At 68.0% G+C, this 14,043-nt stretch carries 11 protein-coding genes; 5 read left to right on the top strand and 6 right to left on the bottom strand.

Features of this window, described 5'->3' with window-relative positions; all coding sequences use genetic code 11:
* Positions 1-214 precede the first annotated feature (214 nt).
* The 4 genes from SPHPH_RS0100115 to SPHPH_RS0100100 are packed head-to-tail and all read left to right on the top strand — an operon-like array spanning position 215 to position 6,474.
* Positions 215-3,043, top strand: coding sequence for a TonB-dependent receptor (locus SPHPH_RS0100115; RefSeq protein WP_051272708.1), 2,829 nt, complete (start codon positions 215-217; stop codon positions 3,041-3,043).
* Positions 3,040-4,059 carry a phytase gene (locus SPHPH_RS0100110; protein ID WP_028964889.1) on the top strand — a complete coding sequence of 340 codons (1,020 nt, stop codon included), beginning with the start codon at positions 3,040-3,042 and terminating at the stop codon, positions 4,057-4,059. Before SPHPH_RS0100115 ends, SPHPH_RS0100110 begins: the two co-directional genes overlap by 4 nt.
* 42 nt (positions 4,060-4,101) lie before the next feature.
* Positions 4,102-5,271, top strand: a complete 1,170-nt coding sequence (locus SPHPH_RS0100105) for a hypothetical protein (RefSeq protein WP_028964888.1) — start codon at positions 4,102-4,104, stop codon at positions 5,269-5,271.
* Positions 5,272-5,304: 33 nt separating this feature from the next.
* Positions 5,305-6,474, top strand: a complete 1,170-nt coding sequence (locus SPHPH_RS0100100; RefSeq protein ID WP_156025715.1) for a hypothetical protein — start codon at positions 5,305-5,307, stop codon at positions 6,472-6,474.
* Between the two features lie 17 nt (positions 6,475-6,491).
* Here SPHPH_RS0100100 and SPHPH_RS0100095 read toward each other — a convergent pair whose 3' ends face one another.
* Both SPHPH_RS0100095 and SPHPH_RS18355 read right to left on the bottom strand, forming a co-directional pair.
* A complete protein-coding gene (locus SPHPH_RS0100095; RefSeq protein WP_028964886.1) occupies positions 6,492-6,764 on the bottom strand; it encodes a hypothetical protein in 273 nt (90 codons plus the stop codon).
* A gap of 274 nt (positions 6,765-7,038) precedes the next feature.
* A complete protein-coding gene (locus SPHPH_RS18355) occupies positions 7,039-9,762 on the bottom strand; it encodes a Calx-beta domain-containing protein (protein ID WP_051272706.1) in 2,724 nt (907 codons plus the stop codon).
* 166 nt (positions 9,763-9,928) lie between these two features.
* On the opposite strand from SPHPH_RS18355, the gene SPHPH_RS21485 reads away from it, so the two are divergent.
* Positions 9,929-10,588, top strand: a complete 660-nt coding sequence (locus SPHPH_RS21485; protein ID WP_028964885.1) for a PEPxxWA-CTERM sorting domain-containing protein — start codon at positions 9,929-9,931, stop codon at positions 10,586-10,588.
* A gap of 41 nt (positions 10,589-10,629) precedes the next feature.
* On the opposite strand, the gene SPHPH_RS0100075 is transcribed toward SPHPH_RS21485, so the two are convergent.
* The 4 genes from SPHPH_RS0100075 to repC form a co-directional block, all read right to left on the bottom strand.
* On the bottom strand, positions 10,630-11,037 hold the full coding sequence (locus tag SPHPH_RS0100075) for a nuclear transport factor 2 family protein (protein WP_028964884.1): 408 nt from the start codon (positions 11,035-11,037) through the stop codon (positions 10,630-10,632).
* 192 nt (positions 11,038-11,229) lie between these two features.
* Positions 11,230-11,544 (bottom strand): ribbon-helix-helix domain-containing protein, encoded by a 315-nt coding sequence (locus SPHPH_RS0100065; RefSeq protein ID WP_028964883.1) that lies wholly within the window; start codon positions 11,542-11,544, stop codon positions 11,230-11,232.
* Positions 11,541-12,197, bottom strand: a complete 657-nt coding sequence (gene parA / locus SPHPH_RS0100060) for a ParA family partition ATPase (RefSeq protein ID WP_028964882.1) — start codon at positions 12,195-12,197, stop codon at positions 11,541-11,543. Before parA ends, SPHPH_RS0100065 begins: the two co-directional genes overlap by 4 nt.
* Positions 12,198-12,270: 73 nt before the next feature.
* Complete coding sequence (gene repC / locus SPHPH_RS0100055) at positions 12,271-13,521, bottom strand: plasmid replication protein RepC (protein ID WP_028964881.1); 1,251 nt, start codon at positions 13,519-13,521, stop codon at positions 12,271-12,273.
* Positions 13,522-14,043: the final 522 nt, after the last annotated feature.

The following is a 14,043-nucleotide window of genomic DNA, read 5'->3' as shown; positions in this document are numbered from 1 at the left end:
GCGCTCGCAATGACGATCAGCGATCTCAGCTCATGTCCTCCCGCCTGCTCGCTCATGCGAACACCCCCCCCGCTGTGCCCCAACAGCCACAGCCCCACCGCTGTCATATCCACGTCACCAAACCTGCGTCGTTCCGTCATCTAACCCCGTCATGCGCACCCCCATCACCGGCCGGCGGCCAACGCCGGCACCACAGCGCCCAAGGGGGAGCCACATGCTCGTCACTCACTCCGGCGTCCGCGCGTTCGCGGGCGTCTCGCTCATCGCACTCGCCATCGCCGCGCAACCCGCCGCAGCGGCCGACACCACCGCGCCCGATGCCGCCCCCGCCGGCACCGTCGCCGCGGTCGCGGGGCCGAGCGTGTCGGGGCACGTCTATGACGCGACCGGCGCGGCGCTGCCCGGCGCGCGGATCGTCGTCGAGGGCACCGGCGCGCAGGCGACCACCGATCTGCAGGGCGGGTTCACGATCGCCACCCCCGATGCGACCAGCGCGGTGACGCTGCTGATCGACTATCTCGGCCGCCCGCAGGCGACGCAGGGCGTCACCGCCGCGGAGCGCGTCCGCGATGTCGAGATCACGCTCCCCGCAGCCGGCGAAAACAGCGGCGACATCGTCGTGCGCGGCGCGTCGCTGTTCGACAATACCGCGCGCGCGCTCAACCAGCAGCGCACCGCCAACAACACGATCACCGTCATCTCCGCCGACGCGATCGGGCGCTTCCCCGATCCCAACATCGCCGAGGCGCTGCAACGCGCGCCCGGCGTCGGGATCGAGCGCGATCAGGGCGAAGGCCGCTATATCAACGTGCGCGGCGCGCCGAGCGAATGGTCAGCGATCTCGGTCGACGGCATCCAGATCCCGTCGGTCGATCCCACGACGCGCGCGGTCGATCTCGATACCTTGCCGTCGGACATCGTCGCCAATCTGGAGGTGACCAAGTCGCTGCTCCCCAATCAGGATGCGGATTCGATCGCGGGCGCGGTCAACATCACCACGCGTTCGGCGTTCGATCGCAAGGGCTTCGCGCTGACGGGCATGGCGGGCGCCAGCTACAACCAGTTCGGCAAGGGCAGCGACTACCGCGCGTCGGGATCGGTCGGCGACCGCTTCGGCGCCGATCGCCAGTTCGGCCTGCTGCTGTCGGGCAGCTATTCGCGCACCGATCGCCAGCCCGACAATGTCGAGAACGCCTGGACCCCGACCAGCGCCGGGCTGCGCGTCACCGAGACGCTGTTCAAGGATTACGTGACGAAGCGCGAGCGGATCGCGGGCACCGCGGCGCTCGAATGGCGCCCCACCGACGCGACGCGCACCTGGGTGCGCGGCACCTATGCGCGGTTCGAGGACAATGAATATCGCGACCGGATCGGCATCACCTGGAACGCCGATCAGGCCGCGCCGGTCGCCGGATCGACCGACACCGCCGCGACCTGGACCAAGACGCGGATCGAAAAGGCGCTGCGCCACCGCCAGCAGGTCAACGAGATCAAGACCGTCACCGGCGGCATCGAGCAGCAACTCGGCGACGGGCAGGTCCGCGCCGATGTCGCGTACAGCGAGACGTCGCAGACCTATCCGCGCCGCGACGAGCTGGTGTTCCGCTCGACGCTGCGCCCCACCCTGTCGTACGATTTCGGGCGCGACACCGATCTGCCCGGCTATTCGCTGTTCACCTCGAACGAGCATCTCCAGCTCGATCGCTACGGGTTCCGCGAGAACAGCTATCGCAGCAACACGACGAAGAACGACGAATTCACCGCGCAGATCCGCATGGACATCCCGCAGCCGCTGGGCAGCGGCACCGCGACGCTGTCGACCGGCGGCAAGTTCCGCGCCCGCAACATCCGCGCCGACGAGGAACGGCTGCGCGACCAGCGCGCGTCCGCCGCGCCGACCCAGACGCTCGCCGGATTGCTGTCCGACGAAGACTCGCGCAACTTCGACTATGCGCTCGGCGACCGCTTCGACACCGGCTTGGTCGACAGCTATTTCGACGCCACCAAAAGCGCGGCGCAACGCCGGCTGCCGCAATCGGTCAGCGCCGATTACCGCGCGACCGAAAAGCTGCTGGCGATGTTCGGGATGGGCACGTTCGAATTCGGCGACACGACGCTGATCGCGGGGCTACGCGTCGAGGCGACGTCGTTCCGCAGCGAGGCGCCGACCGTCTCCGCCAAGGGCGTGATCGGCAATGCGCGCGGCGACACCAGCTACACCGATTTCTTCCCCAATCTGACGCTGCGTCAGGCGTTCACGCCGAACCTGATCGGGCGCGTCGCGCTGACCCGCGCGATCAACCGCCCCAACTTCCCGCAAATCGCGCCGCGCGTGCTGGAGACGACCGAGGGCAATACGGTGCGCGTCGAATTCGGTAACCCGAATCTGCGCCCGACGCTGTCGAACAATGTCGATGCCGGCTTGGAATATTACATCCGCCCGCTCGGGGTGATCGCGGTCAATGCGTTCTACAAGGACCTCAGCGACTATCGCTACAACGTCACCGGCTTCGGCACCTATAACGGCGTCGCGGGGGCGGTGCTCAGCCGTCCGGTCAACGCGCGCGAGGGCAAGCTCTATGGCGTCGAGGTCAATTGGCAGCAGCAATTGTCGTTCCTGCCCGGCGCGCTCGGCGGGTTCGGGGTGTTCGCCAATTACACCTATACCGCGGGCGATGCGCGCTTCGACACCGCGTTCGGCGGGCGCACGCGCTTCCGCCTGCCCGGCCAGTCGACGCATATGTGGAACGCCAGCCTGTTCTACGAACGCGGGCCCGTGAACCTGCGCGTCGCCTATACCAAGCGCAGCGATTACCTCGACGAGATCAACGCCGATCTGCCGGCGCTCGACCTCTATTGGGAGGGCCGCGGGCAGCTCGACGCGACTGGCAGCGTCCAGCTCACCAAGGAGATCAACCTGTTCGTCGAGGGCAAGAACCTCACCAACTCGGCGGGCGTGCGCTATTACGGCGAACGCCAGCGCGTGTATGAATATGAGAAGTTCGGTTACACGATCTTCGGCGGCGTGCGGGTGAAGCTGTGAAGCGCGCGCTTCCCCTCGCGCTGCTGCTGTCGGCCTGCGCAACCGCGACGCCGGCCGCGGACGTGGTACCGACCGTCGCCGCGACTGCCGAGACCGATCCGGTCGACACCGCCGCCGATGCCGCGGACGATCCCGCGATCTGGCGCAACCCGCGCGACCCGGCGAAGAGCCTCGTGATCGGCACCGACAAGCAGGCGGGCATCCACGTCTACGACCTGAAGGGCAAGCGGCTGTCGTTCACCCCGGCGGCGCGGCTCAACAACGTCGACCTGCGCGACCTCGGCGGGCGGGTGATCGTCGCGGCGAGTGATCGTGCCGACAAGACGCACGGGCATGTCGCCTTGTTCACGCTCGATACCGCGCGCGCCACCTTGCTGCCGCTCGGCCGCTATCCGTCGGGTGCGGGCGAGGCCTATGGCATGTGCCTGTGGCAGCGCGCGCGCGACAAGGCGCTGTTCGCGTTCGTGGTGATGAAGGACGGCCGCATCGATCAGGTCGCGATCGACCTGACCGCCGCCACCCCGCGCGTCACGACGGTGCGCTCGATGAAGCTCGCCACACAGTCCGAGGGCTGCGTCGCCGACGACCGCACCGGGCAATTGTACGTCGCGGAGGAAGACGTCGGCCTCTGGCGCTTCGCCGCCGACCCCGCCGCGCCGGTCACCGCCACGCCGGTCGCGAAGGTCGATGGCAAGACGCTGGTCGCCGATGCCGAAGGGCTCGCGCTCGCGCCGCGCGGACGGGACGGCGGATTTCTCGTCGTTTCCAGTCAGGGCGACAGCAAATACACGCTCTACCGGCTACCGGACGTCACCTTCGCGGGGTATTTTCGGATCAATGGTGGCACCATCGACGGCACCAGTGATACCGACGGCGTCGAACTGGCGCTCGGCGATTTCGGCCGCGACTATCCCGCCGGGCTGTTCGTCGCGCAGGACGGCGACAACGCGCCCGACACGCAGAACTTTAAATATGTGAGCTGGTTAGCGGTGCTGAAGGCGCTGAAGCTGCGATAAACCGCGCTTGACATGGGGTGGGCGGCGGGTGAGCCTCGCTCCATGACGGGTCCGCTGCTGCTTCTGCTGGCGCAAGTCGCCGCTTCCTCCACCCCCGCGGAGCCGAAGGACGTGATCGTCGTCGGCCACCGCGCGGAAAAGGAACTGGCGGCCTGCCTCGCGCGGAATTGCCCGCCCGCGCAAGAGGTTGAGGCATCGTTGCAGGCGTCGGTCGAACAATTCGCCGACGGCCGCTACACCGACGCGCGCCGCACGCTGCAACGCGCGATCACCCGCAACAAACGCCACGCCGCCGAGCTGCCGGGCCCGGTATCCAGCCTCTACGCAACCCTCGCAACGGTCGCCGAGCATGAGGGGGACGAGGACCTGTGGCGCACCGCGTCGCGCAACAACCTGCTGACATTGCGGGGGCAATTGGGCGACACCAGCCTCGCGACGATGGGCGAGGAGCTGAAGTTCGCCGACGACATGGCCGCGCAAGGCGCGTTCGATCTCGCCGACGGCACCTACACCAAGGTCCAACGCAACGCCGCCGCCACGGGCCGCAACGATCTGGCGGCGGGCGCGACGTTCCGGCGCGCCTGGCTGGCGCTGGCGCGCGGCCGGAATCGCGACGCCGAACGCTTCGCCGACGCGGCGGTCGCGCTGGCCGGGCCGGGCGACGCGACGATGGCGCAACTGCGTGACATCGTTCGGACGCGGGTCGCGGTGCGCAAGGGCGACAAGGATGCGGTCGACGCGCTGGCTGCGCGCATCCGCCAGTCGACCAACGCGCCACCGATCCTGCTGTATGCGCCGCCGATCGAGGACATCAATCCGCCGCCGGGTTCCATCGCGATCATGTCTCAGTCCGACACGAGTATCCGGTTCGCCGACGTCGGCTATTGGATCCGCCCCGACGGCCGGATCGCGGACGCCGAGCTGCTCCGCACCAACGAACTGGGGCAATGGTCGCCGGTAATTCTGGAGCAGGTCCGGGCGCGCCGCTACGTTCCACCGAAGCTCGCGGAGGGTGAACCGGGGCTCTACCGGATCGACCGGTTCACGGTACGCGGCACGATGGGGACGCCAGTGGGGACACGCATCGAACAGCGCACCGGGCGCATGTCGGTGCACGTCATCGACCTGACCGAAACCCAGGCGATGAGCGAAGCGCATCGGGCGCGCGTGGCGAAAGGTCTTTCGACCGCGATGACGAACGAAACGAACTAGCCGTCACCGGCGTCAAGGCGAGGAGTCCGTTAGATGCCCGGCCGATTGTTGCTCCTGCTGGCGCAGGTCACCACCACTCCGCCCCCTGCCCCGCCAGAACCCACGACATTGCGTGACGTCATCGTCGTCGGCCACCGCGCCGAGAAGGAGCTGGCGGCCTGCCTCGCGCGGAATTGCCCGCCCGCGCAAGAGGTTGAGGCGTCGTTGCAGGCGTCGGTCGAACAATTCGCCGACGCGCGCTACACCGATGCGCTGCGCACGCTGCAACGCGCGGTCGGCCGTAACAAGCGCTATGCGGCGCAGCTCCCAGGACCGGTATCGAGCCTGTATGCGACGATGGCGACGGTCGCCGAGCATGAGGGTCTGGACCGGATCTGGCGCAACGCCGCGCGCCACAATGTCGAGGTGCTGCGCACCCATATCGGCACCACCAACGCTGCGACGCTGACGCAGGAGCTGCAACTGGCCGACGACCTGCTCGCGCTCAACATGCCGGGCGCGGCGGAGGGGATCTACAAGAAGGTGGCGCAGCGCGGGCGCGACAACGGGCAACCGGCGATGGCCGCGAACGCGACGTTCCGGCAGGCGTGGGTCGCGCTGATGCGCGGGCAGTTCCGCAACGCCGGACGATTGGCCGACGAGAGCGTCGCGGTCGCCGGTCCCGCGCAGTCGGCGATCGGCGAGCTGCGCGACATCCTGCGGATGCGGATCGCGGTGCGGAAGGGCGATGCGGGTGCGATCGACGCGCTGGCGGCACGGTTGCGCCAATCGGGAAAGCGCAGCCCGGCGTTGCTGTATGCACCCGATATCAAGGACATCAATCCGTCCCGCGAATTCAACGGTCGTGCTAGCAGCGACGAGGTGCAATGGGCGGATGTCGGCTATTGGATCCGCCCGGATGGCCGCACCGCCGACGTCGAGCTGTTGCGCAGCAACGGCCTCGGCCCGTGGCAGCCCTCGATCCTGAAGCATGTCGGCGCGCGCCGCTACATCCCGCTGGACCTGCAACCGACCGATCCCGGGCTCTACCGCATCGACCGGTTCACCGTTCGCGCGCCGTTCGAGATCATTTTGGGTAGCCGCATCCCGCAGCGCTCCGGCCCAGCGACGGTGCATATCGTCGACCTGACCGATACCGATGCGATGAGCGAGGCCGCGCGCACGCGGGTGGCGCAGGCGACGCCGGCAACGGTACCGCAATAGCCACCACGTCCACCGCCTTATTGCCGGTCGTAGACGAGCGTGACCTTCTTGGCCGGCTTGGCGACCAGCCAGCTCACTTCGGTGAACGACCGGCGATCCACCGCGAGCGTGTTGATGCCGCGAACGTAGGGCGCGCCGGCGATCGCGAACGTCCAGCGATATTGCGTCGGCGACACCGCGGTGACCGCCAGCGTGTGGCCGCGACCGGCGTTCGCGCCACGGTCGGCGGCGGGGCGTCCGTCGAGGCGGGTGACGATCTCGCTTTTGTCCTCGACCGAAACCATCCGCATCGCGCCCTCCCCCGCATCGCTGTAGATCAGCGTTTCGGGGGGCTCGCCCGGCGTACGCAGCCGGAGCGTCCATGTGCCGAACCAGGCATCCGGCCGGTCGATATCGTCGCCGCCACCAGCGCAACGGCAAGCCCTACCGTCGCCACGATCCGTCTCGTCATCATCGCTCCCCCCGGGCCGATACCGGGAGGATGACCGCTCGCCACGCGCCTGCAAGCGGGGCCGGACGCCGGGACAAAGGCATAAGCCCCGGCCCCGGCGTCCCCGTATCGCCTTACGCGATGTGCAGATGCTCCATGCCGCCGAAGCGCAGATACGCGGCACTGTGATAACCGTGGCTGACGTCGTCGCTCCACGCGTCGGTCGCCAATACCGCCGGTGCCGTATCGCGGCCGAGCTGGAGCAACGCCAGTTGCGGATCGTGGTCGGTCGGGCGATCGCCGCCGAATTCCGAATTGAGGTGCACCGCGTCGAACGACGCGCCGTTCAGCAGCTCTCCGGTCACCAGCATGTTGTCGAGCGCCTGCGCATTGCCCTGGAACATGTAGCTGTAGCGCTCTTCCTCGGGCAGCAAGGTGTTGAGGTTGGTGAACTTGCCACCCTGCGCCGGGTCGGTGAGCTGGGTCTGCGCCTGTTCGAAATAGAAGCCGTTCCAGTCGCCCATGATCGCGATGTTGAGCGACGGGTCGGCGGCGAGCTTGTCGTTGACCCATGCCTTCACCCCCGCCGCCTGGGCGGTGCGGGCGGCATCGCCGGCGTCCAACGCGGGCTGGTTGGCGCCCCACAACGGCTCGCTGCCGCCGCGCGAGGTGAGGTGGACGTTGATCGTCGTCAGCTGCTCGCCGTGGAAGTCCCACGTCGCGACCAGCGGCTTGCGACTGTTGGCATAGGCATCGCCGGTAATCAGCGTCGCGCTGCCGTCGACATAGCCGACGCGGTCGAGGTTGTAGAGATAGCCGTTGCGGATGTTGCCGCCCGGCTCGCCGCCGGTCGACCCCGCGACGGTCGGCGCGATCTCGACATAGGCGTAGCGCCCACCGTTGATCGCGGCGATCGCATCGATCAGCCCCTGCGCGGTCTTCTGCCCCGACAGGTCGCTGCCGGTGCCCGCGCCGTCGGCGTCCTGAATCTCCTGCAACGCGACGATGTCGGGCGCGCGCAAATTGTAGACGATGTTGCTGGCCAGCACGTCGAACTTGCCGTCGCTGGTGTCGAGATTCTCGACGTTATAGGTCGCGATCGACAGGTGCGTCGCATCGCCCGTGAGCGCCGAGATTTCCTTGGCGAGCGTCACGTCCTTCGTCACCGACACCGCCTCGGTGACGATCACTTCATAGGTGGCGTTGGCGTAATTGACGACGCCGGTGACGCTCGAGAGCTGGTCGCCGATGCTGTACTGCGGGTCGAAGCCGTCGAACACCGCGCGATCCGCCTGTAGCTGGATCTTCTCGGGGTTGTAGTCGCCCGGCGAGATCGTGATCCCGCCGCGCGCGTTCAGCCCGGTCGCGCCTTCGCCGCCCGAGACAACGACGTCGGTTTCGCGCCACTGATCGTCGGTGGTGTTCGAGACGACGTGCGGCGCATCGAGCGTGACGCGCATCCCCTCCAGCGCTTCCCAGAAGGCGAAGCCGTCGGTGATTTTCTCGGTCGGGATCGTCAGCCCGCCCTTCCCGATCAGGACGGCGTCGGGCAGCGCGTCGCCGAAGCTGTCGACGGTGATCGACGTCGGGTTGAGCTGCGTCACGGTCAGCCCGCCGGTGCCGGCGCGATATTCGCTGACGCGGCCCTCGATCGTCAGCGTGTCGCCGATGAACACGTCCTGCGGCGCCGCGGAGGTAAAGACGAAGATCGCATCCGAGGTGCGCGCGTCGCCGTCGCCATAATCCTGGATATAGAAGCCGTTGCTGTCGATCGCGGTAACGACGCCGGTGGTGAGCACCTGCTGCCCCTCGAACGCCGACTTCGCGCCAATGCCCTGGATCGCGCCGATCGTGCGATAGCCGATATCGTCGTTGACGATCGTCCCCGTCGCGATCGCACGGTCGAGCGTCGCGCCGCCGGTCGCGCCCGACAGCGCCACCGAGAAGCTCTCGTTGCCTTCCAGCAGCGTATCGCCGACCACCGGCAGGCGGATCGTCGCGCTGGTCTGGCCATCGGCGAACTGCACCTTGCCCGAAAAGACCGTCCCCGCCGCGAAGTCGTCGGCGGTCGCGCCGTCCGCGCCACCCGGCAGCGTCACGCTCCAGTCGGCCTCGACCGCGCCGCTGCTGCCGCCGACCCGCGAGACGGTGAAGGCGATGTCGTGCGTGCCACTGTTGCCCTCAATCGTGGTGGCATCGGCGATCGACAAGGCGCCCGGCTGCGGCGCGCCCGCGCCGTTGCTGGTGACGCGGATATCGTCGATCCCGACCCATTCGTCGTTGCCGACCGCGTTGGTGGTCATCATGCGGATCTGGAGCGTCGCGACGCCGTTCGCCGCATCGGGCAGCGTGACGTCGATCTTGCTTTCCTGCGTCGCGGTGCCGCCGGTCGTCGCATCGGCGATATAGGCGGACGGCAGGTCGACCCACGCCGCGGTGTCGTTGAGCCGATACTGGACCGCAACCTGCTGGATCGCATTGTCGGACGTGCCGTCGATGTCGCGGATCAGCGCGGTGAAGTGCACGTCGCTGCGCCCGGTCGCGTCGAGATAGAAGGCCAGGTACGGCGCGTCGGCAGTGCCCGAGCCTTGCAGCGCGACGACCGGATTGGCGATCTCGAACTCGGCCACGCCGCCGTTGGTGATCGCGGTGTTGGTCTGGTTGGCGATCACGTCGACGACGTCACTGCTGCCGGTGATCGTGCGCGGGTCGGTGCCGGTGCGCGTCGTCAGATCGTCGCCGCGGAAGCCCATGATGCTCGGGACGCGGCTCCAGTCGTCGTCCTTGGTGATCAGCGACGCGTCGCTCCAGTCCTGAACCAGATCGCCGGCGCCCAGCTTCCAATAGTTCGTGCTCATCTGACGACCCCCGTTAACCCGTTTCGTTCGTGAGCGGCCTACTCAGTCATCATGACAGTCGGGTTGCAGATCAGGGACTTGCGACACTTTCACGGTGTCGCGCGACTGCAACATCACCCTGATAGACGCCGCGGCGTTTACGAAGATTAACAGGGGGTTGCGGATCATGAAGCGGGTGATGATGGCGGCGGCGCTGGCCGCGGCAGGGGTGATGGCGGCGCCGGCACAGGCGGCGACCGTCGTGCACGATGCCGGCGGCTCGCGCGGTACCAGCATCTTCCAGTACGGCCCGGTCGGCCAGTCGTTCACGATGGTCGGCACGTCGCTGACGTCGTTCGGCTTCCAGTTCCAGACGATCAGCACCGCGCAGACCAACGCCGCGCTGACCTTCGCGCTGCTGGACGGCAGCACGCTGGGCGCGACGGTGCTCCGCCAGGTGACCGGCACGCCGACGGCCGGCGCGGCGCGTCAGAACTTCTGGTATGATTTCGACCTCGGCGGCCTCTCGCTGACCGACGGCGCGACCTATACCGCGGTGGTGAGCGCGACGACCGACCGGCTCGGGCTGGTCTACGGCCCGGCGGCGAATGCAACTGCCGACGGCTATGCGGGCGGGCAGTTGCTGACGACCAAGCCGGCGTTCAACGCCAACAGCAATTGCACCACCGGCATCTGCGACACGAACTTCCGTTTCGCCAGCACCGGCGCGACCAGCGGCGCGGTGCCCGAGCCGGCGACGTGGGCGATGCTGCTGCTCGGCTTCGGCGCGGTCGGCTATGCGCTGCGCCGCGGACGCGGGGTACGCGTGACGCGCCAGCTGGTGTGAGGTCCGTAAGGGGGAGCCGGTGCGGCTCCCCCTCCTTCCGTTCAGACGACCGCTTGCGCGACCGCGTGGCTGTCCTCGAACATTCGGAACCGGACGATCTCGCCAGCCTCGACGGTGAAATCGAAGACGAATTCGGTTTCGATCCGCTTGCCCGTTGCGCGCACGCGCGAGGCGAGCGCGCCCAGCACGACGACGCGGTCGCCCTTTGCGAGAATGTCCGAAACCTCGACCTTCTCCGAGATGAGTCGTTCGCCGATCTGGCGATAGAAGTCGGCGGCACCGGCGCGTCCGGACTTGCGGCCGATCCAAGGGACGCGATCGACCGCGCCCGCGACGTACCAGTCGACGTCATCGCTGACCAACGCCGCGATGCGCTCGGGCGGGTCGCCCGCTCCCATCCGACGGAGCAATTCCTCAATGGTTGCTTGTGGCGAAGGCGGCATGGTCATCCTGTTGTCTTTTCGTCGCGGTCCGGGGCGACGGACACTGGCAGGCTGCACCGTCAGGCGAAGTCGCCAAGATTCTCCGCCGGTTCCTCGGGCAGATCGACGGGTGCTTCGTCATCGGCGGGGAGATCGTCGGGGTCGGTCATCGTCATGCTCCGGCAGCGTCCCCGGTCAACGCCTCTCCCCCGGGTCCGTTCAGTCGCCGATCGGGCTTTCGCCATGTTTGCGCAGCACGTCGTTAAACGCCTCGGCCATCAACGCTTGGAGGCTGCGGCCCTGCCGGCGCGCAAGCATGTGCATCGCCAGCGACATGTCGGGCGAGAAGAAGCCCGCGATCTGCTTGCGACCTTCGCGGCTGACCGGGCGGGTCGAGACGGGGGCGGGCTCGGGCGGCGCGGAAGTGGCGACCGGGGCTGGCGCGGGTGTCGCCTTCACGCGCGGGGCGGGTGCGACGGCTGGTGTCGGGGTCGCGGTGCCGCGCAGGTTGGCGAAACTGGGCTTGCGGCTCATGCGGCGACCTTCTTGCGGAAACGGGGGGCGGGCAGGTCGAGCTGTCGACACACCCATTTATATAGGTCGCGGACGTCCTGCGCGGCGCGGCCGTTCGGCTCGGCTTCCATGACGGTGCGCCCCTCGGCGCTGGCGTGGCGGAAGGCGGCGCGGTCGGGGAGCAGAACCGGACACGCCGGGGTGCCATAGCTTTCGACCAGCTCGCCCGCCTCGGCATAGACGCGCGGCGCATTGGGGCTGCCGGCGCTGAACACGACGAAGGCAGGCTTGCGGAGCAATTGCACCAGCTTGGCGCTGGTCTGGATCGCCGCGAGATCGAAGGCGCTCGGACGGCACGGGATCAGCACCAGATCGGCGATCTCGACCGCGGCGCGCGCCGCGCTGTCGGCGTGCGGCGGGGTGTCGATGACGATCACCTGCGCGCCCTGTTCGCCGGCCTGCGCGACCTTGGCGGCGAGCCGGGGCGGCGGACTGTCGATCACTTCGGGGGGCGCGTCCTGCCGCCACGCGGCCCATTGGCTGGCGGTGGCCTGCGGATCGGTATCGATGATGAGCGACACAGCGCCCGCATCCTGCGCCGCGGCGGCGAGGTGCAGCGCAAGCGTCGTCTTCCCCGCCCCGCCCTTCTGGCTGATGATCGCGATCGTCGGCATGGCGCTATCCCTACATGTCGTGGTGTCGACATGGCAACATGAATGCGCGTCGACAGGGGGAGATTTCCAATCCTCAATGATCGACAGACTTTTGGACGTCAGTGCGGAACCCCCACAGGCTCTTGCCCAGATCGAGCTGGTCGGCGCGCGCCTTCGCCAGCATGCCCGCGAAATAGGCGCCGGTCGTCACGCGGATGTCGCCGCGCGCCTGGCGTTCGGCGGTGATGAACATCGCGATCGCCGCGCCGTCGCGTCCCAGCCGCTCGACCGCATCGACCCAGGTGTCGGTCCGGATGCCGAGATCGTGGCGGAGCCGCGCCGCGGCGGCGTGGAGGTCGGGCCAGCCGGGGTGCGGTGTCGCGACGTACATCGCCGCCCCCGGGAACATCGCGAGCAGATCCGCCGGCCGTGCCTTGAACACACTTCCCGACGGCGACACCGGGACCGACGCCGCAGCAGGAGCGGAACACGTCGGATCAGAACTACGCTGTCGCAAGCTCGGTACAGAGTCATTGGGAAGGGAGGTGGTTTGTATATGTATAGCGGGTGCGGTTTTTGACCCCGACGCGTCACTTTCTGCAGAAAACATGTGCGTGTCGATCGTGGCGCCGATCGTCTGCTCGAGCACCGGCAATCGATCGAGCGCCGCCTGATAGGCCTGGCTGTCGCGCGCACTGCGGGCCGTCGCGGCTTCGTCGGCGATAACGTCGATCGCATCCTGCAACGCCAACCAGTGCGCGCCGGTCAGGTGCAGATCGGCAGCCTGCGCGAGCACCTGCCCGACCAGCCGCCGCGTCCGCGCGATCGCGAGCCGACCTTCCTTGAACAACCGCGACTGCGCGGTCTGCGCCTCGGCGAGCGCGGCGAGTTCGGCGAAGCGGATGCGGAGCGGCGACAGGTCGAGCCCATAGGCGGAGGTAATCACCCCCGAAGCATCGCGCCGCCCGGTGCGGCGGCCGTGCGCGCTGTCGTGCGCGGCGACCAGTCCGAGCGCGCGCAACTGGCGTAGCCGCGCCTTGATCGCGCTTTCGGTGACCCCGGCGAGTTCGGCGAGCGTGTAATTGCTCGGCCAGGCGAGCGGGGTGCGCCCCTCCTTCCAGTCGTCGGGACGGGTGAAGCCGATCAGATGCTTGAGCGTCTCGAGCGCCGGCGTCCCCAGCCCCAGCGCCACCTTCACGCCGTCGAGCACCGGATAGAGCCGGTTGCGCTCGACCGCGCCCGCGGCGGGCGCGCGCGCTTCCAGATCGCGCACCAGCCGGCGCGACCACGCGGTGATCGGCCGCGCCCCCGTGGCCCCGGTAAAGGCCGTCTGGGTAAAGGTCATCGTTCGTCCCCTCGGATAAGGGGCCGTCAGCAGGCAAAACTAGAGCATGGCGCGAAGCGCGCTCCCTTGAACCGGAGTTCGTAAACCGCTAGATGGAAGGTCGTCTGTTAGGACCGGTCAGCGTTTGGCGACGCTGCCATATAGCAATCTCGGGTGCCCGGCCTTCGTGCCGGGCATTCGTTTATGTGCTCACAGCCAATTTCCCCATCGGCAGTGCGACTGCGCAACCGCCTCCTCTTCGTCTTTGTGGCGGGCGGCCTTGATGTAGGAAAGCGCGAATATTCGTGCTTTCGGGCGGAAAACCGGACGAATGCTCGTGCTTTCGGGCGGAAAACTGCCGGGGTTATGGGCCGGCGACACGCCATCTCCCCGCGGATCATTCGTGCTTTCGGGCGGAAAAGTCGGTGTTCGCCACGCCGCGTGGCCCGATTGCAGCGCGAATCGCGCGTCGTGGCACCGGCACGCTGCCGATCGGGGTGGTGAGCGGCGTTTCGATCGCCCGAACGCTAGCGAAAAGCCCCC

This window comes from Sphingomonas phyllosphaerae FA2, from assembly GCF_000427645.1.
Taxonomy (GTDB): Bacteria; Pseudomonadota; Alphaproteobacteria; order Sphingomonadales; family Sphingomonadaceae; genus Sphingomonas; species Sphingomonas phyllosphaerae.
Note: the sequence above shows the minus strand (reverse complement) of the source record. Positions and strands in the feature narration are given on the sequence as shown.

Bases quoted from the DNA above. Each gene is read 5' to 3' on its own strand.
- SPHPH_RS0100115 (WP_051272708.1), top strand. From the start codon at position 215: ATGCTCGTCACTCACTCCGGCGTCCGCGCGTTCGCGGGCGTCTCGCTC.
- SPHPH_RS0100105 (WP_028964888.1), top strand. From the start codon at position 4,102: ATGACGGGTCCGCTGCTGCTTCTGCTGGCGCAAGTCGCCGCTTCCTCC.
- SPHPH_RS0100100 (WP_156025715.1), top strand. From the start codon at position 5,305: ATGCCCGGCCGATTGTTGCTCCTGCTGGCGCAGGTCACCACCACTCCG.
- SPHPH_RS0100095 (WP_028964886.1), bottom strand. From the start codon at position 6,764: ATGCGGATGGTTTCGGTCGAGGACAAAAGCGAGATCGTCACCCGCCTC.
- SPHPH_RS18355 (WP_051272706.1), bottom strand. From the start codon at position 9,762: ATGAGCACGAACTATTGGAAGCTGGGCGCCGGCGATCTGGTTCAGGAC.
- SPHPH_RS21485 (WP_028964885.1), top strand. From the start codon at position 9,929: ATGAAGCGGGTGATGATGGCGGCGGCGCTGGCCGCGGCAGGGGTGATG.
- SPHPH_RS0100075 (WP_028964884.1), bottom strand. From the start codon at position 11,037: ATGACCATGCCGCCTTCGCCACAAGCAACCATTGAGGAATTGCTCCGT.
- SPHPH_RS0100065 (WP_028964883.1), bottom strand. From the start codon at position 11,544: ATGAGCCGCAAGCCCAGTTTCGCCAACCTGCGCGGCACCGCGACCCCG.
- parA (WP_028964882.1), bottom strand. From the start codon at position 12,197: ATGCCGACGATCGCGATCATCAGCCAGAAGGGCGGGGCGGGGAAGACG.
- repC (WP_028964881.1), bottom strand. From the start codon at position 13,521: ATGACCTTTACCCAGACGGCCTTTACCGGGGCCACGGGGGCGCGGCCG.